At 33.4% G+C, this 26386-nt stretch carries 25 protein-coding genes, 1 other RNA gene and 1 pseudogene; 15 read left to right on the top strand and 12 right to left on the bottom strand.

All coding sequences use genetic code 11. The features are described 5' to 3' along the window. Window positions 1-16 precede the first annotated feature (16 nt). Window positions 17-295, bottom strand: coding sequence for a DUF2671 domain-containing protein (locus ABWU28_RS01270; protein ID WP_007302334.1), 279 nt, complete (start codon window positions 293-295; stop codon window positions 17-19). Between the two features lie 251 nt (window positions 296-546). On the opposite strand from ABWU28_RS01270, the gene ABWU28_RS01265 reads away from it, so the two are divergent. Then, a complete protein-coding gene (locus ABWU28_RS01265; protein WP_006013497.1) occupies window positions 547-1224 on the top strand; it encodes an O-methyltransferase in 678 nt (225 codons plus the stop codon). On the opposite strand, the gene ABWU28_RS01260 is transcribed toward ABWU28_RS01265, so the two are convergent. Together ABWU28_RS01260 and ABWU28_RS01250 are read right to left on the bottom strand one after the other, a co-directional pair. After that, window positions 1196-1849, bottom strand: coding sequence for a glutathione S-transferase family protein (locus ABWU28_RS01260; protein ID WP_007302332.1), 654 nt, complete (start codon window positions 1847-1849; stop codon window positions 1196-1198). The genes ABWU28_RS01265 and ABWU28_RS01260 overlap by 29 nt on opposite strands. A gap of 342 nt (window positions 1850-2191) precedes the next feature. Next, window positions 2192-3148, bottom strand: coding sequence for an IS5 family transposase (locus ABWU28_RS01250; protein WP_213863789.1), 957 nt, complete (start codon window positions 3146-3148; stop codon window positions 2192-2194). 234 nt (window positions 3149-3382) lie between these two features. Here ABWU28_RS01250 and ffs point away from each other — a divergent pair. The 7 genes from ffs (at window position 3383) to dnaN (ending at window position 9375) form a co-directional block, all read left to right on the top strand. Then, window positions 3383-3481: signal recognition particle sRNA small type (ffs, locus tag ABWU28_RS01245), an RNA gene on the top strand. A 16-nt stretch (window positions 3482-3497) separates the two neighbouring features. Then, window positions 3498-5081 carry a DNA polymerase III subunit gamma/tau gene (dnaX, locus tag ABWU28_RS01240; protein ID WP_007302330.1) on the top strand — a complete coding sequence of 528 codons (1584 nt, stop codon included), beginning with the start codon at window positions 3498-3500 and terminating at the stop codon, window positions 5079-5081. Between the two features lie 21 nt (window positions 5082-5102). Continuing rightward, window positions 5103-5417 carry a YbaB/EbfC family nucleoid-associated protein gene (locus ABWU28_RS01235; RefSeq protein WP_006013488.1) on the top strand — a complete coding sequence of 105 codons (315 nt, stop codon included), beginning with the start codon at window positions 5103-5105 and terminating at the stop codon, window positions 5415-5417. A gap of 336 nt (window positions 5418-5753) precedes the next feature. Continuing rightward, window positions 5754-6437, top strand: a complete 684-nt coding sequence (locus tag ABWU28_RS01230) for a P44/Msp2 family outer membrane protein (protein WP_264684882.1) — start codon at window positions 5754-5756, stop codon at window positions 6435-6437. A gap of 291 nt (window positions 6438-6728) precedes the next feature. Next, window positions 6729-7622 (top strand): RNA polymerase factor sigma-32, encoded by an 894-nt coding sequence (locus ABWU28_RS01225; RefSeq protein WP_353275386.1) that lies wholly within the window; start codon window positions 6729-6731, stop codon window positions 7620-7622. Beyond that, window positions 7615-8112 (top strand): invasion associated locus B family protein, encoded by a 498-nt coding sequence (locus tag ABWU28_RS01220; RefSeq protein WP_010407056.1) that lies wholly within the window; start codon window positions 7615-7617, stop codon window positions 8110-8112. The genes ABWU28_RS01225 and ABWU28_RS01220 overlap by 8 nt, the downstream gene beginning before the upstream one ends. A gap of 111 nt (window positions 8113-8223) precedes the next feature. Then, the gene (dnaN, locus tag ABWU28_RS01215) at window positions 8224-9375 is read left to right on the top strand and encodes a DNA polymerase III subunit beta (protein WP_007302325.1); all 1152 of its coding nucleotides are present in this window, start codon (window positions 8224-8226) and stop codon (window positions 9373-9375) included. A 1-nt stretch (window position 9376) separates the two neighbouring features. On the opposite strand, the gene truA is transcribed toward dnaN, so the two are convergent. Then, the gene (gene truA, locus ABWU28_RS01210; RefSeq protein ID WP_007302324.1) at window positions 9377-10114 is read right to left on the bottom strand and encodes a tRNA pseudouridine(38-40) synthase TruA; all 738 of its coding nucleotides are present in this window, start codon (window positions 10112-10114) and stop codon (window positions 9377-9379) included. 114 nt (window positions 10115-10228) lie between these two features. On the opposite strand from truA, the gene recA reads away from it, so the two are divergent. Continuing rightward, window positions 10229-11296 carry a recombinase RecA gene (gene recA / locus ABWU28_RS01205; protein WP_007302323.1) on the top strand — a complete coding sequence of 356 codons (1068 nt, stop codon included), beginning with the start codon at window positions 10229-10231 and terminating at the stop codon, window positions 11294-11296. A gap of 34 nt (window positions 11297-11330) precedes the next feature. Here recA and pth read toward each other — a convergent pair whose 3' ends face one another. Beyond that, on the bottom strand, window positions 11331-11894 hold the full coding sequence (gene pth / locus ABWU28_RS01200; RefSeq protein WP_007302322.1) for an aminoacyl-tRNA hydrolase: 564 nt from the start codon (window positions 11892-11894) through the stop codon (window positions 11331-11333). Then, the gene (locus ABWU28_RS01195; RefSeq protein ID WP_007302321.1) at window positions 11894-12505 is read right to left on the bottom strand and encodes a 50S ribosomal protein L25/general stress protein Ctc; all 612 of its coding nucleotides are present in this window, start codon (window positions 12503-12505) and stop codon (window positions 11894-11896) included. Before ABWU28_RS01195 ends, pth begins: the two co-directional genes overlap by 1 nt. Window positions 12506-12647: 142 nt before the next feature. Here ABWU28_RS01195 and ABWU28_RS01190 point away from each other — a divergent pair, with 142 nt between their 5' ends. Next, window positions 12648-12947 carry an ETC complex I subunit gene (locus ABWU28_RS01190; RefSeq protein ID WP_213863861.1) on the top strand — a complete coding sequence of 100 codons (300 nt, stop codon included), beginning with the start codon at window positions 12648-12650 and terminating at the stop codon, window positions 12945-12947. A gap of 326 nt (window positions 12948-13273) precedes the next feature. On the opposite strand, the gene rsmH is transcribed toward ABWU28_RS01190, so the two are convergent. Further along, window positions 13274-14158: a 16S rRNA (cytosine(1402)-N(4))-methyltransferase RsmH gene (rsmH, locus tag ABWU28_RS01185; RefSeq protein WP_213863862.1), complete on the bottom strand. Its 885-nt coding sequence runs from the start codon at window positions 14156-14158 to the stop codon at window positions 13274-13276. Between the two features lie 205 nt (window positions 14159-14363). Here rsmH and ABWU28_RS01180 point away from each other — a divergent pair, with 205 nt between their 5' ends. Then, the gene (locus tag ABWU28_RS01180; RefSeq protein WP_353275381.1) at window positions 14364-15575 is read left to right on the top strand and encodes an MFS transporter; all 1212 of its coding nucleotides are present in this window, start codon (window positions 14364-14366) and stop codon (window positions 15573-15575) included. Window positions 15576-15605: 30 nt separating this feature from the next. On the opposite strand, the gene map is transcribed toward ABWU28_RS01180, so the two are convergent. Together map and ftsA are read right to left on the bottom strand one after the other, a co-directional pair. Then, entirely contained in the window at window positions 15606-16388 is a 783-nt protein-coding gene (map, locus tag ABWU28_RS01175; RefSeq protein ID WP_007302317.1) for a type I methionyl aminopeptidase, read from the bottom strand. Window positions 16389-16505: 117 nt separating this feature from the next. Then, window positions 16506-17744: a cell division protein FtsA gene (ftsA, locus tag ABWU28_RS01170; protein WP_264376709.1), complete on the bottom strand. Its 1239-nt coding sequence runs from the start codon at window positions 17742-17744 to the stop codon at window positions 16506-16508. A gap of 137 nt (window positions 17745-17881) precedes the next feature. Between ftsA and def the strand changes: the two genes are divergently transcribed. The 3 genes from def (at window position 17882) to ABWU28_RS01155 (ending at window position 20157) form a co-directional block, all read left to right on the top strand. Continuing rightward, window positions 17882-18421 carry a peptide deformylase gene (gene def, locus ABWU28_RS01165; protein ID WP_264376708.1) on the top strand — a complete coding sequence of 180 codons (540 nt, stop codon included), beginning with the start codon at window positions 17882-17884 and terminating at the stop codon, window positions 18419-18421. Next, entirely contained in the window at window positions 18411-19184 is a 774-nt protein-coding gene (locus ABWU28_RS01160) for a uracil-DNA glycosylase family protein (protein ID WP_010403847.1), read from the top strand. Before def ends, ABWU28_RS01160 begins: the two co-directional genes overlap by 11 nt. A gap of 445 nt (window positions 19185-19629) precedes the next feature. Further along, on the top strand, window positions 19630-20157 hold the full coding sequence (locus tag ABWU28_RS01155) for a demethoxyubiquinone hydroxylase family protein (protein WP_007302313.1): 528 nt from the start codon (window positions 19630-19632) through the stop codon (window positions 20155-20157). Window positions 20158-20288: 131 nt separating this feature from the next. On the opposite strand, the gene ABWU28_RS01150 is transcribed toward ABWU28_RS01155, so the two are convergent. Next, the gene (locus ABWU28_RS01150; RefSeq protein ID WP_353275378.1) at window positions 20289-21533 is read right to left on the bottom strand and encodes a hypothetical protein; all 1245 of its coding nucleotides are present in this window, start codon (window positions 21531-21533) and stop codon (window positions 20289-20291) included. Between the two features lie 237 nt (window positions 21534-21770). On the opposite strand from ABWU28_RS01150, the gene purF reads away from it, so the two are divergent. Continuing rightward, on the top strand, window positions 21771-23156 hold the full coding sequence (gene purF, locus ABWU28_RS01145; RefSeq protein ID WP_052265009.1) for an amidophosphoribosyltransferase: 1386 nt from the start codon (window positions 21771-21773) through the stop codon (window positions 23154-23156). A 647-nt stretch (window positions 23157-23803) separates the two neighbouring features. Here purF and ABWU28_RS01140 read toward each other — a convergent pair. Together ABWU28_RS01140 and ABWU28_RS01130 are read right to left on the bottom strand one after the other, a co-directional pair. Then, window positions 23804-24760 carry an IS5 family transposase gene (locus ABWU28_RS01140; protein WP_213863789.1) on the bottom strand — a complete coding sequence of 319 codons (957 nt, stop codon included), beginning with the start codon at window positions 24758-24760 and terminating at the stop codon, window positions 23804-23806. A gap of 218 nt (window positions 24761-24978) precedes the next feature. Further along, window positions 24979-26349: pseudogene (locus ABWU28_RS01130) on the bottom strand (hypothetical protein). Between the last annotated feature and the right edge of the window lie 37 nt (window positions 26350-26386).

The raw sequence follows: 26386 nt of genomic DNA, 5'->3' as shown, positions 1-26386 counted from the left end.
TTACCATATAAAAACCCTATGCTGAATCATTATTTTTTGATACTGTTTGTTGCTTTTTACGCTCAAACTCTCTTTTTTTACTGTGCCAAGCATAATAATACATAGCAATTTTATTCTCTATTAATACTATCGTTCCATCATAAAATTGGACCATATCCATAACTTTTTTCTGAGCTTCGTTAAAGCGTTCTTTGTACTTCTCGCGATAAGCTGGATTGTGCAGTAATTTCACTCCTTCATTATTATTAGATTTCTTGCTTAACGTTTCAACTTCGTTAGCAATGTTATAAGACATATAACCCCCTCTAATTGATTATAAAAATTACATTTTAAGAGAGATGTAAAATAAACGATCCCTTAATTCTAGTATAACAATTGGTTATTATACTAGTTAACCATAGTAAAATATATAATAATCTTTGTCACTTAAAATTTTACTTTATAAAATAACAACTTAAAATAAAAATTTTTATTATTCTTAACTCTATTGTTATATCTATAAATCTTATATAGATTAAACCTCCTTAGTTTATATTATAAAACTTAATGCGTCATAACTTTAGCAGAAAATCGTTGTACATAAGAAGCTTATTTGCAAAAGAGTATAAAAAAATAGAAGAACATTGTACTCTTGATAAGAAACAACGTATTCAAATCACTCCTGAAGAAGGAAAATTATTAAATTTATTTATCAAAATCCATAAAGTTAAAAGCATAGTTGAAATTGGCACTTTATATGGTTATTCGTCAATTTGTATGGTAAAAGCTTTACCGAAAGATGGTCATATATATACAATAGAAAATAATCCTCAACACTCAAGAATAGCAAAAAAAAATTTTAGTGCTTTTAATCTAAGTGATAAAATTACTCTAATAGAAGGTGATGCACTGGAAAAAATTAATGAATTATCAGCAAAGGCACCATTTGACATGATATTCATCGATGCTGACAAAAGTAGTTATCCTAAGTATTTAGATTGGGCAGAGTCATACATTAAACAAGATGGGCTAATCGTTGCAGATAACACTCTATTATTTGATACAGTATTTTTAGAATCTCCTCCAAAAGAAGTATCAGAAAAGTCATGGCATGCTATGAGAGAGTTTAACGATAGATTGTCAGATGAAAAAAAATATTTCTCCATATTGATTCCTACTGACGAAGGAATGACTGTAGCTTTAAAACTAACGCAAGTTAAAAATCAAGGTCAGCGTAATGTCTAGGGGGAGTTAAGCCAAAAACTCTCTCTAATAATATTTCGCGAAAACAAGGCCTTGATTTAACAATGGAGTACCATTCTTTTAAAATCTTACTTTTTTCCCAGGGAAAACTATTTACGTAGTCTATTATAGAAATATGTGATGCTAAAGTAATATCGGCTAAAGTGAACTTATCGGTTGCAAGCCAAACGTTCTTGTTAATTAAGTGTTCGATGTATTCCATATGGTAAGGCAGGTTATGCTGAGCTGCATGAAGAAATCTAGAGTCAGGGCTGCGGTTAGTAATTACTTTTTCATTCATAATATACTTAGTAACTTCATTGTAAAATTTGCTATCGAACCAATTGATTAAAGCGCGTATTTTAGACTTAATAATAGTTGATGAACCAAGTAATTTGACGTTACTATTGTAAATCTCTTCTATATATTCACAAATGGCATTACTATCCGCTATTACAAAGTTATTATCTATTAATACTGGTACTTGTCCGATTGGATTGATCTCCATGAATTCATTCCGCTTTTCCCATGGATTTTCATATACCAAATCACAACTCAGCTTTTTTTCCTTGAGAAGAGCTCTAACTTTTCGTGAAAATGGACAAAGAGGAAAATGATATAAAATCATAATATTCCTCTTTTGTTATTCCAATACCTATATGTTGTCATTCCAGTACGTGACATTGGAATCCAGCTTATTTCATTATGGACATTACTTTTAACATATATTCCTAGAATCCATTGTCCATTGTATAATTTCCAAATATTTTTATACTTGAATCCCAGTACAACTGTACGAACATTGTAGTTTGAGAGCAATCCCCACCGGAAGGGTGTCATTTCAGTGATTGACACTGGAATCCAGTTCTTATTATACAACAGCCTAATGTATTCATTTAAAATTAAGTTTTCTGGATCCCAGTGGGCTTTGTTGCACAGCTCTTCGGATAGTGGGTAATGTATAATAAATTCATGAAGCTATATCAAACTTAGCCATGCCTATTTCAGTAAATTTGTTAAGCAAATAACACTTGAGTAGCAGTTCCTTCTCACGATTAATCTCAGATTTATTCCTAAAACTAAATCCAAATATTTGCTTCAGTCGCGAGAAAAAACTTTCTATATAAGATCTCTTCCAATAATTTATCTCTTTTTTCCACCTCTTCATACCATCTTCATCATATGACTTTATGAGCTTGATTGTAGAATTTCTCTCATTCATATAATCCAACTTTGGATGCTCTACTGCATTATTTTGCGGAGGAATCCTTGTCTTTATGTCAAGCTCATCGCACAGTTTGTATAACTTCTTTCGATTATATGCCCTATCTGCATATATCGTGCTTATGTTATACTTGGTATCCACTCTTTCAATAAGATCACAGGCTCCATAGTGGTCGGAATAAACTCCACTACTGTATTTTGCAGCTATAACTTTTTTACTACCTATCTCTAGCATTACATGTAGCTTTCTTGTTTGCTCATAGCGGCGATACTTTCTATCTGTACCATTTGCCTTACTATGGCCTGGAATATTATTGTAGATGCTGATACCTGTACTATCTATAGCAATTTCAATATCTTCCATATCGTTCTTATCAACTCTGCAGTCGTTGATTTTGATATTAAGCTTTTTAAACCTTCTTGAAGCCTGCGAATAGCTGATAATTTGCAAAATTTTCCCTATTTGCTCAAGATATTTCTCTATAAATCCCACTGTTTGCCTAAGACCAATCCTGAATAGATAGGTTATTATGTGAATTAGAATCACTACTTTGTCGCTGTAGACATTGTTGCCACCTGCTACTTTTGGACTATTTTCGTACCAATTTTCAATGGCATCGTTGATATAATGAAAAACATTTCCCCTTTCTTGAAGAAATTTGTTATATTCATTGCAGTTACTGACTTTCATTCTTATTGGCATATTTTTCCTTTGTCGGCTAAATATCTATTTTATAACAAATTCCATCAGTAACTGCCTGTTCTTTCCTTGAGTGGTGCAACAAAGCCATCCCAGTGTCTGGACACTGGGATGACAGAAGAAGAGTATTTTAGGTAACGGCTGTTTACTCCAAAGTAATGTTGCAAAAGGTCTAACATATAAATTATAAGACTAATATAGAATATACCTTGCTAAAAAAAAAAAAAAGTATAACCTTTGATAAGGTATGCAGGCAAAAATTCTGTAACTTGGTCAGGTCAGAAATGAAGCAACCATATCAGAATCTTTTTGGGTTGCATACCTATTTGTACTATTTGTTTTATTCTAGGCTATGAACATAGCATTAAAATATCGTCCTAGTAGCTTTAAAGATTTAGTAGGTCAAGATATATTGGTGCGTATACTAGAAAATGCTTTTACTCTCAACAAAATTCCACAATCTATACTGCTTTCTGGTAGCAGTGGAATTGGTAAAACCACCACTGCAAGAATAATAGCTTTATGTTTGAATTGCTCATTGGGGCCAACTTTTGAACCTTGTGGATCATGTACAAGTTGTCTGGCAATAAAAAATTCAAGCCATCCAGATGTAGTTGAAATCGATGCGGCAAGTCACACTAGTGTTGAGGATGTTAGAGCGATCTTGGGAGATATTTGCTATTTACCAATAAGTTCTAAATTTAAAGTTTACATTATAGATGAAGTACACATGTTATCCAGTAATGCATTTAATGCATTACTTAAAACTCTAGAAGAACCACCATCTAGCGTAAAGTTTATTCTAGCAACTACAGAAATAAAAAAGATACCAATAACTGTTATTGCACGTTGTCAAAGGTTTGACTTACATAACATTCCTTCAGCTAAGATAATGGAGCGTTTAAATGATATTGCACAAAAAGAAAATTATTTTATTGAAAAAGAAGCATCGGAATTAATTGCTCACCACTGTAGCAATTCAATGCGTAACGCTTTATTTTTGATGAATCAAGCATTGCTATATAGCAAAGATGGTACAATATCCACTCAAAGTGTTACAGACATACTTGGTCTAGTAGATAGAAACGTTATATTTGATCTACTGGAAGCAGTATTAGATAGTGATTTACAGAAGGCTTTGTTAGTATTCGACAATGTGGTAAAAACAGCAAATCCGCTCAATATTTTTGAAGATCTGCTGCAAACAATCCAGTTAATATGCCGTTTTTTAATTACAAAAGAGATTGATACAGAATATGAGAAGAGCAGAGTAAAAGATTTGAGTGCAAAAAAGTCTTTAATATTTTTTTCGAGATTGTGGAAGGTGCTGCTTAAGGGTATTCAAGATATAAAAATTTCAACATGCAATGAGGTTGCTGCTGAAATGATGTTAATTAGCCTTTGTTATCTTTCTGATTTGCCTTCTCCGGAACAGGTGATCAAAAAAATTCTTTCACAGAATGTAGAGCAAGGAAATAGACAGGGCAGACCTGTTGCACCTTCCCCCTCTGTCATCCAAGTAACTGACTACTCGGATCCAAAAAAATATGTGGAAAAACCCCACTCTGTCATCCCAGTGCGTGACACTGGGATCCATGTGAAAAATAAACAACAAAATTACGATTTTGATAAGATTTTGCAACTATTAAGGCGGAGTAACCAAATTTATCTTTACAAACAACTGTGTAGTAATCTAAAATTAATAGATTGTAAATTTGGGTATTTAAAATTAAAAGCTGTATCTAACTTGAACAGTAATTTTTGTAATGACTTGAAAAGTTACTTAAATCAAGCTACTAATCAGGAGTGGGTTATTATAGTTGATACGAGTTATATGAATAGGGAAGTGAGTAATTTAAATTATGCACCTGTAGTTAAGGATATATTAAATACGTTTAAAGGTGCAAAGGTAGTTAATATAGAAAATAAGGAGTAGGTTGTGGATTTCAGTCAAATAATGAAGCAAGCGCAAGAAATGCAAAAAAAGCTTGCGGAAGCCCAAGAAAAATATATTGGAAAAGAGTTTCAAGGTATTTCTGGTGGTGGCAAAGTTTCTGTATTAGTGGAAGTTATAAAAATAGGTGGCTATAAAGCTAAAAAGGTAAACATAGACTTAGAGCTTATGAGAAATGAAGAAAAAGACATAGTAGAAGATTTAGTGACAGCAGCGTTTAATGATGCCATTAAAAAAGCAGAAGAAGATATGGCAAATGCAACCTCTGATCTCGCAGGTATGATGGGGTTACCACCTGGATTTAAACTTCCTTTTTAAATTTACTACTGAAGTTTGCCTTAATGCAGTAACTAAGTGTTTTCCTTTTATACTAGTACTTCCATGAAGTACATTCATATTACTGCATGAATATGCAGCAATTCACAATGATGAATGCAGATCAGAAGATAAAAAGACATTAGTGAAATAGGTGTCAGAAGATCAAGAGTAAAAAAAGTAGAGTAACTCTATTTATTAATTAATAAAATCTTTGTATTTTCCTAAAAGTTAGTTAAGATACAGAAGGTTTTGTGTTATTAAGTTAGCACTTGACTTAACTTTAGTTATTATTTAGACTGCTAAAGTGGAATTTTAATTTTTTTAACGAGGGCAATTATGCATTATAAAAAGTTTTTTTCGGCAGCTGCTTTAGTGACGTTGCTAAGCCTATCAAACTCTGCTTTTTCATCAGACCCTATTGGTCCAATAAGTGATGAAGAAACTAGCTACTACGTTCGTTTACAATACAACGGTGAAATTTTACCTTTTTATACAAAAGTTGATGGTATTACAAATGCAAAAGATAAAGAAAAGGATAGTCCCTTAACAAGATCTTTTATAGCTGGTGGTGGTGCATTTGGTTATAAAATGGATGATATTAGAGTTGATGTTGAAGGGCTTTACTCACAATTGGCTAAAGATACAGCTGTAGTAAATACTTCTGAAACAAATGTTGCAGACAGTTTAACAGCATTTTCAGGATTGGTTAACGTTTATTACGATATAGCGATTGAAGATATGCCTATCACTCCATACGTTGGTGTTGGTGTTGGTGCAGCATATATCAGCAATCCTTCAAAAGCTGATGCAGTTAAAGATCAAAAAGGATTTGGTTTTGCTTATCAAGCAAAAGCTGGTGTTAGTTATGATGTAACCCCAGAAATCAAACTCTTTGCTGGAGCTCGTTACTTCGGTTCTTATGGTGCTAGTTTTGATAAGGCAGCTAAGGATGATACTGGTATCAAAAATGTTGTTTACAGCACTGTTGGTGCAGAAGCTGGAGTAGCGTTTAATTTCTAGTCTATCTTTGTCTTATTATCCCAGTGGGTTTTTCTTGTCATTCAAGTAGCATGACACTGGGATCTAGAAAAAAGAAATGTGAATTCCAGTGTTTTAGCACTGGAATAACACATTATTTATTTAATGTAGTTTTTATCGTTACACGCTAGCAATGTTAATCAGGTAGCTGATACTGAAGTGTATTGCTACTAAGATCTCAATTAGATGTAAAATTGTGCTTTTTTAATTAAAGCTTGAATTTTTCACTGAAAATCAATATATTATATGTATAGAGTTTTAATTTAAGTTATTATGTTGACCCCAGTAGCAAATTTATGTGTTAATAGTAGCACTAATCTCATGCAATATATTGCTGAAGTGCGAAAATTTCCTATGCTTTCCCAAGAAGAGGAAGTGCGATTAGCAAAAAATTGGCAAGAATACCAGGATATTTCTTCTGCTCACAGGTTGATTACTAGCCATTTGAATTTGGTAGTAAAAATTGCAATGAAATTTAAGAATTACGGTCTATTGTTGATGGACCTGGTCATGGAAGGAAATATGGGTTTAATGCATGCAGTGAAAAAGTTCAATCCTGACTTGGGATTTCGTTTTTCAACTTATGCAGTATGGTGGATTGAAGCTTCAATGAAAGACTTTATATTAAAATCTTGGTCACTTGTAAAAATAGGTACAACGCAAGCACAAAGGAGATTGTTTTTTAGTTTACGTAAAATAAAAAAAAGAATTTTACAATACACAAACAGAGAAACTTTGAGTAAAGAAGAAATAAAAGCAATATCAAATGAGCTTTCTGTATCTGAAGAAGATGTTGTACAGATGAGCTATCGTCTGGCTTGTAAGGATCAGTCGTTAAATAATTGTATAAAAATAGGTGATGACTCTAAAAAGGAGTTACAAGATATGATTCTGTGTAATTTAGTTAGTCAAGAAGTAGCTTACCAGAATCATGAAGAAAAGGCATTAAAAGAAACAATTTTAAGCAATGCGCTGGCAAGTCTTAATGAAAGATCAAGAGACATTTTCATTAGCAGATATTTATCTGAGAATACTCAGACTTTGGATGAGCTTAGCAAAAAATATTGTGTTTCAAGAGAAAGAATAAGACAGCTGGCTGAGCAAGCGATGAGTAAGGTAAAACAACATATAAAATCAGAGAGTTTGAAATTCGGTTTACATGCGTAGTCTTTTTGTATTTCTAATACTTTTTTCAATAGGTACTCTTGCATCGGTTAGTAACGTACAACTGAAGGAAAAATATAAAGATTGGCTTGTGTACACTGCATTGGAAGATGGTGAAAAAGTGTGTTACATTGTATCTCATCCTAAGAAAAAAAGTGAACATTATACAGCTGACCGCAAGCCGTATGTAATGGTCAGTTACGTTGATAAAAAAGCAGATGAGGTGAGCGTCACTTCTGGCTTTCAGTATAATAATGAGCCTGTAGTTCTCAATATCGATAAAAAAATTAAATATCAATTGCCAATAATACAGGGAAGTCTTGCGTGGACAGATGATACAAAAATGGACCAAGATTTGATTCTAAAAATGAAGCAGGGATTATCAATGGTAGTTAATGGAAAAGTAAAAACAGCAAATGTTGATGATACTTATTCCTTGCTTGGCTTTCAAAAAGCGTACCAAAAAATGCATGACTTATGCCATACAAAGTAAATTATTGATCACTAAAGTATAAGATAGGCTGTTTTGTCTCTCAGACAAAAATATGGATATCACTTTACATAGAATATGAATATCATTTAAAATATATTTTTGAGAATTAATATGTCAAAAATTGTAGATATAGGAATCAAAGAACAAAGTTCTGTGTGTGAACAAATGCGTTTTAGTGTAAGTCGTGCAAGCCTTTTAAATACGCTATCCAGGGTAAGTGGAGTGGTTGAAAGGCGCAACGCGATAGATGTTTTAGCGTGTATAAATATCAAAGCACAATATGGTAGCATAAAATTGAAGGCTACTGATCTTGACATTTCAATATTTGCCTCACTTACTGCAAATGTATCAGCAGAAGGAGAAGTGAAAATCTCAGCACATACTTTACATGATATAGTGAAAAAATTGCCAACTAATTTGGATGTCAATTTCGAAATGAATAATCAAGGAAAATTATTGATATCCTGTGGAAATGCAAATTTTTCTTTACCGAACGTAGTTTCAAATAACTTCCCTGTTCTTGAAGAAGGTGATCATCAATACGATTTCACTCTACTAAGTGCAGATTTGGTAGACTTGTTGACTAAAACGAAGTTTGCTGTGTCGCTAGATGATACAAGGTATAATTTGAATGGGATATATCTGCATACAGATGAGCAATTTCTGTACTGCGTTGCAACTGATGGCCACCGTTTATCATGTATAAAAAGGCCTAAACCTGAAGATATCAACGGAGAATTTGGGGTGATCATTCCACGTAAAACTATCATGGAACTGTTGAAAGTATTGGATGATTGTAATGAGATAAATATAAAACTTTCAGATAGAAAAATCAAATTTACATGTGGTGAGTATATTCTAATATCAAAATTGATAGATGGAACTTTTCCAGATTACAAAGCTGTTATTCCAACGTCTCAAGATAAACAAATGATTGTTGAGAGTAGCAAACTTGCTAGTGTTATAGACCGAGTTTCCGTTGTTGTGTCCGATAAAATAAAATCAATTAAATTTTCATTGCAAGAGAATTTATTAACTCTACATTCAAATTCCCAAGAGTGTAGTGATGCAACTGAGTCTATAGAAGTGGATTACGATGGAGCTCTTATGGAAGTAGGATTTAATTCTCGTTATTTGCTTGATGTTTTATCCTGTATAGAAAACAAGTGTAAATTTAGCTTATCAGATGGTAATAGCGCTACAATTATCACTGATGAAGATGATCCAAGTGCACTATATATAGTAATGCCAATGAGGACTTAAGCTAGTAATCTATCTTTACTAAGTATAAGCCGTGAGGCGGTGCAGTGATTCCAGCAGCGTTTCTTTTACATTGACTTAATATGTTTAGCATTTCTTGTGGATTAGTTCTATTTTTTCCAAATTCAACTAAAGTACCAACAATAATCCTCACCTGGTTATGTAAAAAGGAAATCGCAGATATTTTGATGTATATGTGACTTCCGTTTTGTACTATATCAATATCATCGATTGTTCTGACCGGATTTGTAGCTTGACAATCTTTTGAGCGAAAGCTTGAAAGATTATGTTTTCCAAGCAGGTGTCTAGCAGCTTCACGCATGATGTTTACGTCAAGTGGGTTAAATACTTGCCACACATAACCGATTTCCAGAGCTGCAGGAGCGTAGCGATTAATTATTCTATATTCATAATATCTTTTTTTTGCTGAAAATCGCGCATGAAATGCATCATCTACGGCTTCTGCACTAAGCACAACTATAGGAATCGCTTTTAAGTGATAGTTTATTCCATTTCTTATTCTGTAAAGCTCAAATTGCCTTTCCATATTGAAATGAGCAACTTGCCCTAAAGCATGAACCCCTGTGTCAGTTCTGCCACCACAATGCAAAGAGACTCTCTCGCCACTGAAATTAAATATAGCGTTTTCTATGGTTTCCTGAATTGAGTTAGCAGAGTGTTGTTGCTTTTGCCAGCCAGAGAAACTACTACCATTGTATTCTATCGTTATTTTGTATCGCACTACAAAGTCTATCTATCTAATTTTAGGTAACTAACGTTCTTCGTTATTAAAAAACCCTTGGCAGATTGGTTGCGTTCAATTACCATGGAGACTATACAAGTTAATAAATGATCCATGGCACATAATCCAGAAGAAAGAAATAATGATAAGCAAAAAGCACTAGATAATGCAATAAGTCAAATTGAAAAAGCATTCGGTAAAGGTGCAATAATGAAACTAAAGCAAAATCCTGTAGAAAAAATAGACACGATATCTACAGGGTCGATTGCACTTGATTCAGCTCTGGGTGTTGGGGGATTGCCAAAAGGACGTATAATTGAGATATTTGGCCCTGAGAGTTCTGGTAAAACTACCCTTGCTTTGCATGTAATTGCTGAAGCACAGAAAAAAGGAGGTTTATGTGCATTTATCGATGCGGAACACGCACTGGATGTTATATATGCTCGTAAACTTGGAGTGAAAACTGATGATTTGGTAATTTCACAACCAGACACTGGAGAGCAGGCGTTGCATATTGTTGAGTATTTAGTGTGTTCTAGTGCAGTTGATGTAATAGTTATTGATTCTGTTGCAGCACTAACTCCAAGAGCTGAAATTGAAGGGGATATGGGCGATCAGCACATGGGACTACAAGCAAGACTTCTAAGCCATGGACTCAGGAAACTAACTTCTGTAGTTTCAAAAGCAAACTGTATATTGATATTTATCAACCAAATTCGTATGAAAATAGGAGTAGTATATGGAAATCCTGAAACTACCACTGGTGGAAATGCGTTAAAATTCTATACTTCTATAAGACTTGATATAAGAAAAGTTGGTGCGATAAAGGATAAGGAGAATATTACGGGTAATGAAACGAGAGTTAAAGTTGTAAAAAATAAAGTTGCTCCTCCGTTTAGAGAGGCAAAATTTGATATAATGTACAATGAAGGCATATCAAAACTTGGAGAAATAATAGATATAGGAGCAAAACTTGGTGTACTTGAAAAGGCAGGTGCTTATTATTCATATAACAATACGCGTCTTGGCCAAGGAAGAGAAAATGTAAAAAGTTACCTCAAGGCAAACAAAGAAATTGCAAGTGAAATAGAAACAAAAATCAGAGATTTATTTAAAAATCATGATAATTCCATTGCAATAGAAGAGGAACGCGAACAACTTCTAGAAGAATCAGTATTCTAATCTAAATTAGTTTGTATTGGGCAGTATTCGTTTGCTATACTAAAGTTTCACTCTCAACCGAGTTGATAAAAGCTGTGGTATCTCCTTGCAGCATTAGGTGTATATTTTTTGCTATTTTTTCCACTAAGAGGATAACGTTATCAAAATTTTCAAATTTTGATAACACATAGTCTGCTAAGCTTTTCTGACCTTCAGGCCTGCCTACTCCAAATCTTAAACGCCAATAATCATTACCAATAAAGCTATCTATAGACTTAAGTCCATTATGTCCAGCAGAACTACCACCTTTTTTTACTTTTATTCTTCCAAATTTCAAGTCAGCATCATCATGTATGACAACAATATTGTCTAGCGATAATTTGTAAAAATTTTTTATTTTTGCAACAGGAATACCTGAATTATTCATAAACGAATAAGGCTTTATTAGCATAACTTTATTATTGTTAATTATGCCAGAGGTTATCAAGTAATCGGCTTTCTTAGAAAATGACTGAAAATTCCAATATTTGTAGATTGCGTCAATAACGATAAAACCAATATTATGATGAGTTAACTCATATTGACTACCAGGATTACCAAGCCCAGCTATTAAATGCACTACTCCTCTGTTTTTGTTTGAGTCTCTTCAACATCACTATCGGCAGCAGAGATTGTTACAATGGTGAAATTTTCTTCCTCATGAGCTACAAATTTAACACCTTCTGGCAATTTTACATCATTGATATGTATAGACTGACCAATCATTTTGCCAGACAAATCAATTTCTATGACTTGAGGTATTTTCTCAGGAGAGCATTTGACAGTAATAGAACGACACAGAACATTAAGCACTCCACCTAATTTGATTCCTGGTGATTTACTTTCATTGATGAATGATAAAGGTATATCTATTTTAATTTCACTACCTTTATCAACAAACTGAAAATCAACATGTTGCACAGTATCCTTTACTACATGCCATTGAATATCACGAACAAGAGCATATTCTTTTTTCCCTGAAATATCTAGTTCTATTAAATGTGCAGAAAGAGCACCTGATTTATATTGTTTAGTAAATTCCTTTGCAGACAATGTCAAATTTACGTTATCATGCCCTTTACCATATATAACTGCAGGTATACTTCCCTTCTCCCTCAGAGCCTGCATCGCTTTCTTTTTTTTTACATCACGTAACTCTGCATTAATTGTTACCATTTCTTGCTGTGCCATCGATTACTCCTATTCAGCTAATCCTTTTTATATAATTTAATAATATAACATAAAAATATTTATTTCAAACTTCATTCTTTCACACTAATTCTTTGTGGAAAAATTTATTTAGATATATACTTAAGATTACGTAGTAAGAGCTATGAGTATTAACGATCAAGTAGTTTTTAAGATTTATAAGCCAACAAAAACTGCAACACAATCTGGCTTAGGTAATACAAAATTCTGGTACCTAAAAATTGAGCCTTGTTCTTACTATATTGAACCTTTGATGGGATGGGTTGGCTCAAAAGATCCCCAAAAACAGATTGTATTAAAGTTTGATTCTCTTGAAAAAGCAATATCTTACGCAAAGAAACACAACACAAATTACACAATTGAAATGCCAAAAGATGTTAAAAGACTGCCAAAATCTTATGCAAATAACTTTATACTAAAGTAAATTTTATTGTAGTGTGTTTATCTAAAAACCTAAACCTAATCGTTACTATGATTTTGCTAACGCACTGCGGCTATTTAGAAAGTTGAACCTGGCTAGCTAGTATCAAAGAGTTATTTTTTAGGTATTTCTCCGTAAGACTGCAAGTTTTTTTGGATTACTCAAATAACTTCATTCTGCTTGAAGAACTTTTATGTTGCTTTGCACTAAATTAATTTCACGCTTTATTTGTGTTAGCTATTTATTTAGTGATTGGACATATAATTTTACCTTAAATAATCCTACAATGCTGAAGAAAAACATAATTATTGAAATGGCACGAAAGGTCCTCATGATAACCTCTGTATAGCTCTTAATTTTGCTGAACGCGCACGCGGATTTGCATTTATTTCTTCCGCACTTGCTTTAATCACTTTTTTGTTTAAAAGGGAGAATGTCTTGGTAGGTCCTGGTTCACACAAATCTTTAAAAAGGGTTTTAACTATACGATCTTCTAGAGAATGAAAGGTAACTACAATTAATTTGCCGTTTTCACTTAAAATCTCAGATGCAGCTTTAATACCCTTTTCAAGCTCTCCTAGCTCATCATTTACCCATATTCTGATTGCCTGAAATGTCCTAGTTGCAGGGTCAATCTTGCTTTTTCCACGAAACACTACAGAACGTACAATATCCGCAAGTTCAAATGTAGTTTTGATAATTTTCTTCTTCCGCGCATTTACTATCGCTCTTGCGATTCTGCGGGAATGACGCTCACCCCCATAATTATATATAGTGTTCGCAATCTCTTCTTCACGTAAAGCGTTAACAAATGTCGAAGCATTCATATGAGAATAGTTATCCATGCTCATGTTAAGTGGGCCATCACGTAGAAATGAGAATCCTCTATCTCCATTATCAAGCTGCATAGATGAAACTCCAACGTCGAAAACTATTCCATTGATACCTTTAATATTATTACTATCTAATAAATCTTTGATATTACTAAACTTTTCAATAAATAACTTTATTCTATTAGGGTATTTAACATTTAGATCATCATAAAATTTGGTAACTGTTTCATCCCTATCAATTGCATACACTTTGCAATCAGCGGATTCCAATATTGCTTTGCTATATCCTCCAGCCCCAAATGTAGCATCTACATATATGCCACCACTTTGTGGTGCTAATTGAAATAGCATCTCTTTTAACAAAACTGGAGTATGTGTCATATCAAGAGACTTTGTGCACTTAAATTAAAATAACTTTCTCGCCAAAAAATATATGGAAATATATAGGTATAGTATAAGAATATTTAAATATAATCAACGATATAAAAATTTAATAAGATAATATTATTAATATAACATTTACATAATTCACGTTTGAAAAAGTAAGTAATATTACTATAATATAAAACAAATTACGGAAGATTTCGTGCAACAAATAACAAAAGTAATACTATCAAGTTTAATTTGTAACACTTTGTTGTGGTATGATCACATGCTTTTCAGCCATCTAATAAGCATAATCGGAGATGTGTTTTTTCCATCAGACGACAAATTAGTCAGCATACTTAAAGCTTTTGGAGTGTTTGCAGTGGGTTTCTTAATAAGACCAATTGGTGCTGCTATATTTGGCCACATTGGAGATAAATATGGAAGAAGGATTGCTCTATTTCTCTCTATCATATTGATGACTCTATCAACCGTACTTATTGCATTTGTTCCAGGGTATCAGAACATTGGGGTACTCGCATCAGTACTGGTGGTATGTTTAAGATTATTGCAGGGTATATCTCTTGGAGGAGAGGCAGGAAATGTCCCATTTTTAATAGAGCATGCTCCTAAAAATAAAAGAGGATTCTTTGGCAGTATTGAAGTATTGAGCGCAATTCTTGGCTCAATATTAAGTCTTATAGTGGTGCTTATATGCAAAAAAGTATCCGATTTTGAATCTTGGGGATGGAGATTGCCTTTTATTTTCAGTTTTGTAATAGGATTAATCAGTATATATATGAGATATATACTCGATGAAAGCCCAGAATATAAAAAGCAGGAAAAGCCACATGAATTACCGTTAAAAGAACTGTTAAATGGCTATAAAAAACCTTTTCTAATATCAATTGGAGTTGACATAGTTGAGAATGCATCTCTTTACATATATTTAGTGTTTTTTAATCTACTTGCATCAACAATAAACACTCACTTTAATCACGCAGTAGAAATATTGAATCAGGTTGCACTTGGAGGATTGACTATACTATTTGCAATACTTTCTGATAAGGTAGGGAGAGAAAGAGTCATGAAATTTGCATTTGTGACTTTTATAGTAGTAAGTTATCCAGTTTTTTCAATGATACTAAGTGGTAATAATTTGCTCACCATAATGGCGCACGTTCTTTTTATAATCCCAATAGCTGCTTCTTTTGGTCCTGTTAGCGCGTTTATGTGTGAATTATTCCCAATAAAGGTACGATACAGTGGATTTGGTTTATCAAGAAATATAGCTTCGGGATTTTTTGGTGGTCTTGCACCATTTATATGCACAACTATTATCAAAGTTACAGGACAAGGAACTTTAGCAAGTTTTTACATGATTTTCTGTGCATTAATTGGGTTAGTTGCTATATCACAAGTTAAGAGTTAGATTTTTTCAAAAACCAAGTGTTTAAAAAATCTAATCATAAGGTGGAAAATGCCAATTTTTAGGTGATAGTGTAAATATTTCAACTCCATCTTTTGTGACTCCAAGCGTATGCTCAAACTGTGCAGAAAGTGAAAGATCACGTGTTGTCACTGTCCAGCCATCTAGCTTGCTGAGCAGAGTTTCATGTTTTCCAGCATTGATCATTGGTTCTACCGTAAAAAACATGCCTTCTTTTAAGATAAGATCCTCACCTTCATCATAAAAATGTACAACATTTGGTGGAGCATGAAAAACCTTTCCTATGCCATGTCCACAATAATTGCGTACGATAGAATATCCAAAATCTTCAATATATTTTTCTATAGTAAGTCCTATTTTATTTAACTTATTGCCTGGCCTGACTTGTTTTATTGCTTCCATTAGCGCATTATAAGTAGCATTACACAAACGCTTTGCTTTTATTGAGGGTTTACCAGCCCAAAACATGCGACTTGTGTCACCATACCAGCCATTTAAAATCACTGTAACGTCAATATTTAAAATATCTCCATCTTTAAGAGGTTTATCATCAGGAATACCATGACATACAACAGCATTTTTCGAAGTACAAATTGATTTCGGATATCCCTTATAATTCAGTGGTGCTGGAATTGCACCTGCATTGATTATAAAATCATGACATAGATCATTTAATTCATTAGTTGTTACGCCTACTTTGACGTGTGGTGCAATAAAATCAAGGGTTTCAGCTGCAAGCCTGCCAGCTTTACGCATAAAGTCAAAATCTTCTTGTGAATGTATAGTTATGTTCATGTTTCTTACGTTTTATTGTAATTTTCTGCTTCTCTTACGGATACATCAGTGTAATAATACTATAAAAATAAGCTCCTAGATCAAGCCATTTGTATATTAAGAGATAAAGACAAAAATCTAGACTGTGACTTTTGATTTAACCCAATGGTATAACTTACTTATTTTGCCATCGTGACCAAGCATTCCAGAATTATTTCTATAAAAGGTGTCAACTATTAGCTTTATAGAGCCTAAAGCAGCAGAAAATACAGGATTTTTGTCGTATTCGCCATCAAGACCGCTACAAGATTCAGGGCATCCGATACGGACTTGTTTATTGAATATATAGCTTGCAATTTCTTTCATGCTTGTGAGTTGACTGGTTCCACCTGTGATCACTACTTTATTAATTGGATCTTTCTGTTCTTGAAATTGTTCTCTTATCAGCTCAAGTATTTCCTCAACCCTTGGTCTTATGATGTTAACAAGTTCAGACTTAAACACTTGAGTTGGTTCATCGCTTTCATTACTTTGCACTGCAATACATTCATTCTCATCTATTGAAGTTACAATAGTGCTACCGTATAGTATTTTTATGCGTTCAGCATGCTCTATACTTGTGCATAGTCCATAAGCTATATCTCGGGTAATGTGAATGCCACCAATTGGAATGCTGCTTGTGTACACAAGTTTTCCTCTCTTAAAAATTCCAATTGCAGTGCATCCACCTCCTATGTCAACAACGGCAGTTCCTAGCTCTTTTTCATCTTTACTTAGACAGGCAAGGCCTGCAGAATATGCAGAAGCAACACAACCAGCCATACTTATCCCACTATTATTAGTTATACAATTTTCGATATTGGTAAGCGCTGGACGCGAAGCAGTGACAACATTAACATCAGCAGATAATCTTTTTCCATATAATCCACTGACTTCCTTTATGTCAGTCATATCATCTAAGTGATATTTCAGTGGTATATTGTGAATGATGACATTTTCTTCGATATATTTCTCAAATGTCTGAAAGACTACACGTTTTATGTCTCGGTCTGAAATTTCGTGATTAGCTGCAATAATTTCGTTATATACGTTAAAAGATGAGACTCCACATCCGGCTACATTCACATATATCTGGTCTATAGTCTCTTCTGATACTTGCTCAGCTAAACCTATAGTTGATGAAATAGAGTAACTTGCATGCTTTGCATCAGTTATTGATCCACCGCTTATACCTTCTGCACTTTTATAACCCGTTCCTATTATTTTATAGCTGAAGTTGCTATTGATCTTAACAATGAGACAGATAATTTTTGTTGTACCTACGTCTAAAACGGCAAAAACATTTCGCTTTGGTTTTATTATTACTGCAGAGTACATTAGTTGACCTTATGACACAATTCCATTCAAATTGTAGCTTCCTTTAATAATTTATATTTCTATTAAAAATACAGCAACATTTTAATATACCCAAAATACTGTACAAAGGAAAAAATAAAACATAAAATTTTAATTTTATGTCTAAATTGCCAATTGTAATTGCCCCTGATGAAAGGTTAACTACACGTGCCAGTGAAGTAATAGATATAACCGATAAAATTAAAGAATTAGTAAATGACATGTTCGAAACTATGTACCATGAAGATGGTCTTGGCCTTGCTGCAGTGCAAATTGGAGTGATGAAGAGAGTTTTTGTCATGGACGTTCAGCCAGAGAAGGCTGAAGATGGGCCAGCAGGATATGAATCAACTGGCAAATTTTGCATGATTAATCCTGAAATTACAGAATTATCGGGTGAACAAGTAATTCTCAAAGAAGGGTGCCTTTCAATTCCAGAGCAAAGCCATGAAATTAAGCGTCCAAAATATTTAACTGTGAAATATAAAAATTTAAATAACGAAGAACAGACGCTAAAAGCTAGTGGTTGGCTTGCAAGGTGTATTCAGCATGAGTTAGATCATTTAAATGGTATATTATACGTTAGACATTTGTCTAAATTGAAGTACGATATGGCTATGAAAAAAGCTCAAAAGGTTAAGAGGCACTATGAACAATGAAGATCTAGAATTGTTGAAGTTCTATCATGAAGTGGGTGTTGACTGCACGCTAACTGAAGGTGAAGAGGAAAAAAAAGTGGAAAATGAGAGAGCTGCACAGTCTTCTGTCATCGAGCAGAAAAAAGCCATGTTCCCAAGTGACTGGATCATTGAAGCAAGGAAGCTTGCAAGTGAATGTGGTAGTGTAGATGAACTAAGAAGTGCAGTTAAGTCATTTGAGGGTTGTGAAATAAAAAAAACTGCAACTAATACTGTTTTTTCCGATGGTAATCCAAATGCAAAAATCATGCTTGTTGGTGAAGCACCAGGAGCAAATGAAGACCTGAAAGGCATACCATTTTGTGGTGCAAGCGGAATGCTGCTCGATAAGATGCTCGGTGCAATTAATCTGGACCGCACTAAGGTGTATATAAGCAACACCGTGTTTTGGCGTCCACCAGGTAATAGAAAACCAACTGATCTAGAGCTTGATATGTGCAGACCATTTGTTGAGAAGCATATTGCTCTTGTTTTACCGCAGATTCTGATTTTTGTTGGAGGAATCGCATGTTATAGCCTTCTTGATAACACAAAGACTATATCGAACTTGCGTGGCAAATTTCATACTTATACTAACCAATATTTATCTCATGCAATTACCACAGCCGCTATATTTCATCCAGCCTATCTACTTCGTCAACCAGCACAAAAACGCTTAGCTTGGGAAGATTTAAAGAAGATTAGAGAATATCTTGATAATACCAATAACCACACGGACGTTTAGCTCACTACTCGTTGTCATCCCAGTGCCGGCTAATTGCATTAAATATTGAAAAATTTACTAAACAGAGAAAAAGGCAAAAGAAAATCTATCAGCTACTACCTTTTTTTTAATTGGCGTTTTTCATTGCATTAAATGCTTTGATAAGCGTATTTTAGCTTATGTGGGTAAAAGTTTTATAAAGACATAGAGTGCACATAGTGCAAAAAATTAAACATCAAGTATATCGAGCTTTTTGTCCTTTTATCTGCACAGACTGAAGATAAATAATATATCTTCACCCTTATTTTAAGGAGAATGGCGGAGTCCGTCAAGTGACTCTTGCCGTTGCTATAGCTGCTTGAGTTCCTGTAATCACAATGTTGGTGCAATGCACGCATGGAATTTTATTTACTCTATAATATATTGGTTTATAGTAGTACTAATGCAGAAATAAAGGGAGGAGACATTGGAAAGCAATATAAAAAAATTGAAAGGAAATTTTTTAGAACAAGCAATTAGAGTAAATCATGCTGGCGAATATGGAGCCATTTGCATTTATTCCGGTCAAAAATTTATTCTTAAAAAATCTTCCATAATTGACAAAATAATTGAAATGGAGGAGCAGGAAAAAAAACATTTCCACTATTTTAATGAGAAAATCAAGGAGCAAAGAGTTCGTCCTACTGTTTTGTTGCCAGTTTGGGGTGCTTTAGGGGTATCACTTGGTGTTGTAACTGCCATGATGGGTAAAAAAGCCGCTATGGCTTGCACTGCTGCAGTTGAAGAAGTGATCGGAGAGCACTACAAGGAGCAAGTCTTACATTTAGAAGATGGGGAATTAAGAGAAACTATAAGTAAATTTCGCGATGAGGAATTAGAGCACAGAGATATTGCAATTCAGCACAATGCCGAAAGCGCACTTGGCTACAACGTTTTATCTTTGTTCATAAAAACAAGCTGCAAAGCTGCTATTTACCTCTCTAAATTGATTTAATCAATCACTATTTGACAACCAACCACATTTGCCTTTAGTTCTTGTGCTAATTGCTGCCCCATATCCTCTACTACAATCGAATGCGTATGAATGTTTATAATTAATTTCTTAATTATTATCCTAAAAATACATTAATTTAATTCCCTATTAGAGTTTTCTTGTTGTTGTAAACATGTTTGCATAAGACTAGTAGATGGAACGTTTTTAATAGTCTGAGTTAACTCCTCAGGAATATTTTCAAAACTCTTGCCCATAACTTCTAAAACACTTTTTCCCTGTATAAGACAATTCCCTCCAAAGCTTGATTTGTTTTCTAACTTGCTAAACCTTATTTTGCTTTTCTCATCAATTTCTACTACCATTTTGTTACCATCTTTCCGTAGATAAATACTAATCTCTCCTATTTTAGTAGTAAAAAATATTTCAATACCACCTTTTAAGATATCTGTGTAATTTCTTTTTCCATCTTCTGTAATTTCAACTTTTACTATACTTTCCTCAATCTGAAATATGCCAACTTCTAAATCCTTAGCTTTTTCATTATTTAAAGTTCTCGCAATTTCAACAATACTACCTTGTGGATACTTAATATAAAAATATTTATTATCTACTTCTACTTCAAGATCATATTTATCAATTTGCTTGTTATTTTCTTTCACAATACCTTCATATGCTAGACCCTCTAGCATTTTTTTCTTACTCTTACATTGTTCGTTAAGATCATTTAAATAATTAGAGCCGTAATATCCGCCTTCAATATCGCTATAAAAAGATAATCCTTTTTCTACCCCACCTTTTAACACTAAATTACGAGTGATCTTTTGTATGATATTTTTTGTAGTTGAATTGTGTGGATTTGCATGAAAGCGATTAATTAATTCTTCCATTTTTTCAAATATAAAATTTGTTACAGTCTTATTATCCTTACCGTAATATGAGTTTAATCTTATTCCTTGATTTAAATAACCCTCTATTATGCGTTCCATGTACTTTAAAACGCTTTCTTGCTCATCGTGTTCTGTTATACCTTTTATCATCTCATCACAAAATTTTTTAACTAGAATTTGTTCATCTGTAGTCAATGGTATTTGCAATTTCGTAGAAGATGAGTCTCGCTCAAAAAGATAAATTATTGACAATTCTTCTGCTCTTTTAATAAAGTCATAACTTCTTAGATATTCTGCAACATCTTTGTTTTTTGCGTACCTTTTCTTGATTAAATCCATATGCCTATCTTTACGACTTATAGTCGGTAATTTTGGATTTGATGAACTACTCTGTTGACTATTGAAGAAGCTGTTAGAGAACTGTTCAGGCTCTAAAATAAGATTACTTTCACCTTGTTTACCTACTTGCTTAGACATATTATATACCATAACCAATAAAACTTTTTAGTGATTACTTCAATACATAGATAAGTCAATAAAAATATCTTTTTCTCTTCAGTGCTAAAAAATTGTCAAAAATCTCAAAATTGGTTAATTGCATATAATCTACTTTCTGGTATACATCAAAACTACCGTAGAAAGCTTCAACTTTGAAAGGGATTAACAAATAAAATTCTTGTACTTTACCTCTACTAAAGTACAATCAGGCTTTATTTAATATTTTTCATGCTTGATGAAGTACATGAGGAGTGTGGGGTATTTGGCATAAGTTGCAACCAAAGTGCTGCTTTTAACTCTATACTTGCTCTCCACGCTTTGCAGCATAGAGGTCAAGAGTCTTTTGGTGTAGTAACCAGTAACAACGATAAGCTGCTCTCTTATCACTTTCAAGGTCAAGTGAGCAGCGTATTTGATGATATAGATGAAATAAAGAAATCCTTACCTGGAGATTGTGCAATAGGTCATGTTCGATACTCAACCAGTGGTAGTAAATTTGGAGTGCAGCCCATGTTTGGCAAAAGTGGCAAATTTGGAGATTTCGCCATAGCACATAATGGTAATTTAATTAATATTTCTCCGATACGCGAACAATTAATTAAACAAGAGTGTGTTTTTCAGTCAGATATTGATACAGAAGTAGTAGTGCATCTGACAGCAAGCGGTGAAAAAGATAGCTTTTTAGAGAGTTTTATATATGCATTAAAGCAAATACAAGGTGCTTATTCTTTTGTGGCAATCAATCAAGAAGTAGTTATTGGAGTACGTGATCCATCTGGAATCAGGCCTCTTGTTTTAGGAAAGTTAAACGGTTCTTACGTTCTTGCATCTGAAACTTGTGCTCTTGATATAATAAATGCAGAGTTTATTAGAGAAATAGAACCAGGCGAATTAGTTACCATCAGTTCGGATAGTAAGCTAGCCTCAATGTTTCCTTTCCCAAAGCAAAAATCAAGTTTTTGTATTTTTGAATACGTTTATTTTTCAAGACCAGACAGCATAATGGAGAATAGGTCTATATACGATACAAGAAAAGAAATAGGAAGAATACTTGCAAAGGAAAGTCCACCAAAGAACAATGTAGATATGATTGTACCAATACCTGATTCTGGAATACCTGCAGCTATTGGATATGCAAAGCATTCAGGATTACCTATGGAACTGGGGATAATTCGTAATCATTATATAGGAAGAACATTTATACAGCCAATCCCTGAAATACGTAAGGTTAGAATAAAATTAAAGTTCAATGCTAATAAGCATATTTTAAAGGGTAAAAACATAATTTTAATAGACGATAGTATAGTGCGTGGTAGCACGCTCAGAAGTATAATAGTTATGTTAAAAGATGCAGGAGTAAAAGAAATTCACCTAAAGATTTCATGTCCACCAATTAAGCACTCTTGTTTTTATGGAATAGATACGCCAGAGTGCAAAGATTTAATTGCTGCAAATAAATCTGTAGAGGAAATTAAGGAAGTTATAGGAATAGATAGCCTAGCCTTCTTGAGTATTGATGGCCTATACAGGGCTGTTAAAGAAGAAAAACGTAACAACGCTACACCGCAATATTGTGATGCTTGTTTCACTGGTGACTACCCAATTGGTAAGTAATCTATTATTAATAAAGGTGAGGTTTTTTCTATGTTATATTAACAGTTTTAAAAATAGATTTTTTGCATAACCATATAGTTTTTGCCTGGGCGTCATTTGAGTGAAAACTACTTTACAAATTTCGTCATTCCCTTTACTATGATACCAAGAATATTTATCCTTATTTTTGACCTGCAGGCTCAATTACAAAATCAGTAAAAAACTCAAATATTTATTGGCAAATTACACAAAAATTATAGCGGCTTTTTTTATTTTTTCTACATTCAGCCAAAACGCGCTTGTTAGCACATTATTATAGCGCCAATTTACATTATAAAACTTGTCACACGGGGATTCTTTTGCCTTTTTTCTTCATTTGGTAAATTTCTTAATATTTGCAACTAAAGTAATTTTCGAGAGGTGTTATGTAAGTAGCTGACACACAGCTGTACGAGCATTCATTTTTGAAAGTAAATTGCGTAGCAAATGGTGTCATCCGAGTAGCTGACACTGGGATCCATCTCTTAATACAGCCTCATCAAAAATGTTGTGTTTTAACATAAAATTAACTGCTTTTATGCTCATAAACTTAATATCCAATCAAATTTCCTGGATTCCAGTGGGCTTTGTTGCACAGCTCTTCGGATAGTGGGTAATGTATAATAAATTCATGAAGCTATATCAAACTTAGCCATGCCTATTTCAGTAAATTTGTTAAGCAAATAACACTTGAGTAGCAGTTCCTTCTCACGATTAATCTCAGATTTATTCCTAAAACTAAATCCAAATATTTGCTTCAGTCGCGAGAAAAAACTTTCTATATAAGATCTCTTCCAATAATTTATCTCTTTTTTCCACCTCTTCATACCATCTTCATCATATGACTTTATGAGCTTGATTGTAGAATTTCTCTCATTCATATAATCCAACTTTGGATGCTCTACTGCATTATTTTGCGGAGGAATCCTTGTCTTTATGTCAAGCTCATCGCACAGTTTGTATAACTTCTTTCGATTATATGCCCTATCTGCATATATCGTGCTTATGTTATACTTGGTATCCACTCTTTCAATAAGATCACAGGCTCCATAGTGGTCGGAATAAACTCCACTACTGTATTTTGCAGCTATAACTTTTTTACTACCTATCTCTAGCATTACATGTAGCTTTCTTGTTTGCTCATAGCGGCGATACTTTCTATCTGTACCATTTGCCTTACTATGGCCTGGAATATTATTGTAGATGCTGATACCTGTACTATCTATAGCAATTTCAATATCTTCCATATCGTTCTTATCAACTCTGCAGTCGTTGATTTTGATATTAAGCTTTTTAAACCTTCTTGAAGCCTGCGAATAGCTGATAATTTGCAAAATTTTCCCTATTTGCTCAAGATATTTCTCTATAAATCCCACTGTTTGCCTAAGACCAATCCTGAATAGATAGGTTATTATGTGAATTAGAATCACTACTTTGTCGCTGTAGACATTGTTGCCACCTGCTACTTTTGGACTATTTTCGTACCAATTTTCAATGGCATCGTTGATATAATGAAAAACATTTCCCCTTTCTTGAAGAAATTTGTTATATTCATTGCAGTTACTGACTTTCATTCTTATTGGCATATTTTTCCTTTGTCGGCTAAATATCTATTTTATAACAAATTCCATCAGTAACTGCCTGTTCTTTCCTTGAGTGGTGCAACAAAGCCCACTGGAATCGAGAAAAGAAGCCAGTATCAGTTACTTTCATGACAACCATTTTGTTTCTATGGTTGTATTTCTCTCATCTACATATTTTGCCACCCTGATTAGTAGATATATTAGCATATATTTAATAGAGTTTAGCTCTTCACTAAACGGGTACCCAATTGTTCAACACTATCAATTTTAATTTGTAAAGTATCCTTTACAAACTTGTTAGCCTGGTCTGTACTCATAAAAACTGTATGTTTATTGGGCATTAATTTTTCCATATCTGCTCTATTTTTTTTATCTTGCAAATGAGGTTCGCAAATATAGCTATACTTTTTAAAATCTAGAAGTTTAGCTAAGCCATCACGATCATTCTCATGGTGAAAAGCAACATTTATACCTACTATTTCGTCCGTTTCTTGCAGCTTTCCATCTTTATCTATTACCTGTGCCTTAGCAAGCGCAACTGTAGGCTTATGGCCATAATTTGCTCCAATAACCCTTCTTATTGAATGTTCTATTGCTATTTTTTGCACTTAAGGACTTTCATCAAACTCTTTCAAAAAATTAAGGTGTAAGTTAATATATTCAGAGTATTTCAATCTGTGTTTTTTATGTATAGTTGGTTTGTAGGACAGTTCATTTGTAGGTGACTTATAGTTTGCAAGAAGCAATTTTTGTTCATATTGCTCATTAAATTTCTTTATCTTTTCAAAATGTCTTTCATATTGAGTCAATCCATCTTTCCCTTTTTTCTCCATCCTTTTCAAGAATTCCTCTACTGGCTCTCGTTTGGCTAGATTAATTTTGCGTGTAAGCGGAATTTGTTTTTTCAAGCTAATCCAATATGGTAAGCAAACAACTTTCGCATCTTTCGAAAATAGACCTTCTAACTTTTTCACTGCATTGTATAAGTTTGCTGATTCTGGTTTATAATGCCCGCTATTATTGTCTATATAAGTTATTTTACCATTTACCACTTTCATTAAACCAGAACATAAAATCGGCTTACCGCCTGCAAGAGTTGAATGACGATAAGCCCATTCGCTTTTGTTAACATTAATATGTTCATGAGTTACTAATTTTCCATCAAGCGTGATAACATAAGCTACACAACCTTTTTTACCCTTACTAATTTTATCAGTTGTATCATATAATTTGCCCTCTAAGTTGTATAACTTAAGTTCCCCATCTTGCTCGCCAATAAATTTTCTTTGATCAAATTGTTCATCAGAGTTAAAATACTTAACCCTTGTATTAGTTCCAGGAATTTTTCTTCCTTCAACTCCAACTTCTGGAAACAAATTATATCGTGGAAAAAAATAAGTAAAATTATTCTCTATCCAATACATAATCTTATTTATGATACCAAAAACTTTTCTATTACCTAAATCAATAGAGAGTTGCTGTTCCTTTGGTACTGCTAGATGATTGGACTTTGTACCAGACTTGCCAAATTCTTTGGCAGCATATTTAAACTTTTCTAGTAAATATTCCTTACATTCTTTTGATATTGACATTTTTACCTCACTCACTATTATTTTATCCTATATTATT

Origin of the sequence: Wolbachia endosymbiont (group B) of Pilophorus perplexus (genome assembly GCF_964028155.1) — a bacterium.
Lineage (GTDB): Bacteria > Pseudomonadota > Alphaproteobacteria > Rickettsiales > Anaplasmataceae > Wolbachia.
Note: the sequence above shows the minus strand (reverse complement) of the source record. Positions and strands in the feature narration are given on the sequence as shown.

Excerpts from the sequence above, each read along its gene's own strand:
- def (WP_264376708.1), top strand. The coding sequence starts at position 17,882 with ATGTCTAAATTGCCAATTGTAATTGCCCCTGATGAAAGGTTAACTACA.
- rsmH (WP_213863862.1), bottom strand. The coding sequence starts at position 14,158 with ATGACACATACTCCAGTTTTGTTAAAAGAGATGCTATTTCAATTAGCA.
- ABWU28_RS01140 (WP_213863789.1), bottom strand. The coding sequence starts at position 24,760 with ATGCCAATAAGAATGAAAGTCAGTAACTGCAATGAATATAACAAATTT.
- ABWU28_RS01270 (WP_007302334.1), bottom strand. The coding sequence starts at position 295 with ATGTCTTATAACATTGCTAACGAAGTTGAAACGTTAAGCAAGAAATCT.
- ABWU28_RS01260 (WP_007302332.1), bottom strand. The coding sequence starts at position 1,849 with ATGATTTTATATCATTTTCCTCTTTGTCCATTTTCACGAAAAGTTAGA.
- ABWU28_RS01235 (WP_006013488.1), top strand. The coding sequence starts at position 5,103 with ATGAAGCAAGCGCAAGAAATGCAAAAAAAGCTTGCGGAAGCCCAAGAA.
- ABWU28_RS01160 (WP_010403847.1), top strand. The coding sequence starts at position 18,411 with ATGAACAATGAAGATCTAGAATTGTTGAAGTTCTATCATGAAGTGGGT.
- ABWU28_RS01190 (WP_213863861.1), top strand. The coding sequence starts at position 12,648 with ATGAGTATTAACGATCAAGTAGTTTTTAAGATTTATAAGCCAACAAAA.
- purF (WP_052265009.1), top strand. The coding sequence starts at position 21,771 with ATGCTTGATGAAGTACATGAGGAGTGTGGGGTATTTGGCATAAGTTGC.
- dnaX (WP_007302330.1), top strand. The coding sequence starts at position 3,498 with ATGAACATAGCATTAAAATATCGTCCTAGTAGCTTTAAAGATTTAGTA.
- ABWU28_RS01220 (WP_010407056.1), top strand. The coding sequence starts at position 7,615 with ATGCGTAGTCTTTTTGTATTTCTAATACTTTTTTCAATAGGTACTCTT.
- ABWU28_RS01230 (WP_264684882.1), top strand. The coding sequence starts at position 5,754 with ATGCATTATAAAAAGTTTTTTTCGGCAGCTGCTTTAGTGACGTTGCTA.
- ABWU28_RS01195 (WP_007302321.1), bottom strand. The coding sequence starts at position 12,505 with ATGGCACAGCAAGAAATGGTAACAATTAATGCAGAGTTACGTGATGTA.
- map (WP_007302317.1), bottom strand. The coding sequence starts at position 16,388 with ATGAACATAACTATACATTCACAAGAAGATTTTGACTTTATGCGTAAA.
- ftsA (WP_264376709.1), bottom strand. The coding sequence starts at position 17,744 with ATGTACTCTGCAGTAATAATAAAACCAAAGCGAAATGTTTTTGCCGTT.
- ABWU28_RS01250 (WP_213863789.1), bottom strand. The coding sequence starts at position 3,148 with ATGCCAATAAGAATGAAAGTCAGTAACTGCAATGAATATAACAAATTT.
- ABWU28_RS01150 (WP_353275378.1), bottom strand. The coding sequence starts at position 21,533 with ATGGTATATAATATGTCTAAGCAAGTAGGTAAACAAGGTGAAAGTAAT.
- ABWU28_RS01225 (WP_353275386.1), top strand. The coding sequence starts at position 6,729 with ATGTTGACCCCAGTAGCAAATTTATGTGTTAATAGTAGCACTAATCTC.
- ABWU28_RS01265 (WP_006013497.1), top strand. The coding sequence starts at position 547 with ATGCGTCATAACTTTAGCAGAAAATCGTTGTACATAAGAAGCTTATTT.
- recA (WP_007302323.1), top strand. The coding sequence starts at position 10,229 with ATGGCACATAATCCAGAAGAAAGAAATAATGATAAGCAAAAAGCACTA.
- dnaN (WP_007302325.1), top strand. The coding sequence starts at position 8,224 with ATGTCAAAAATTGTAGATATAGGAATCAAAGAACAAAGTTCTGTGTGT.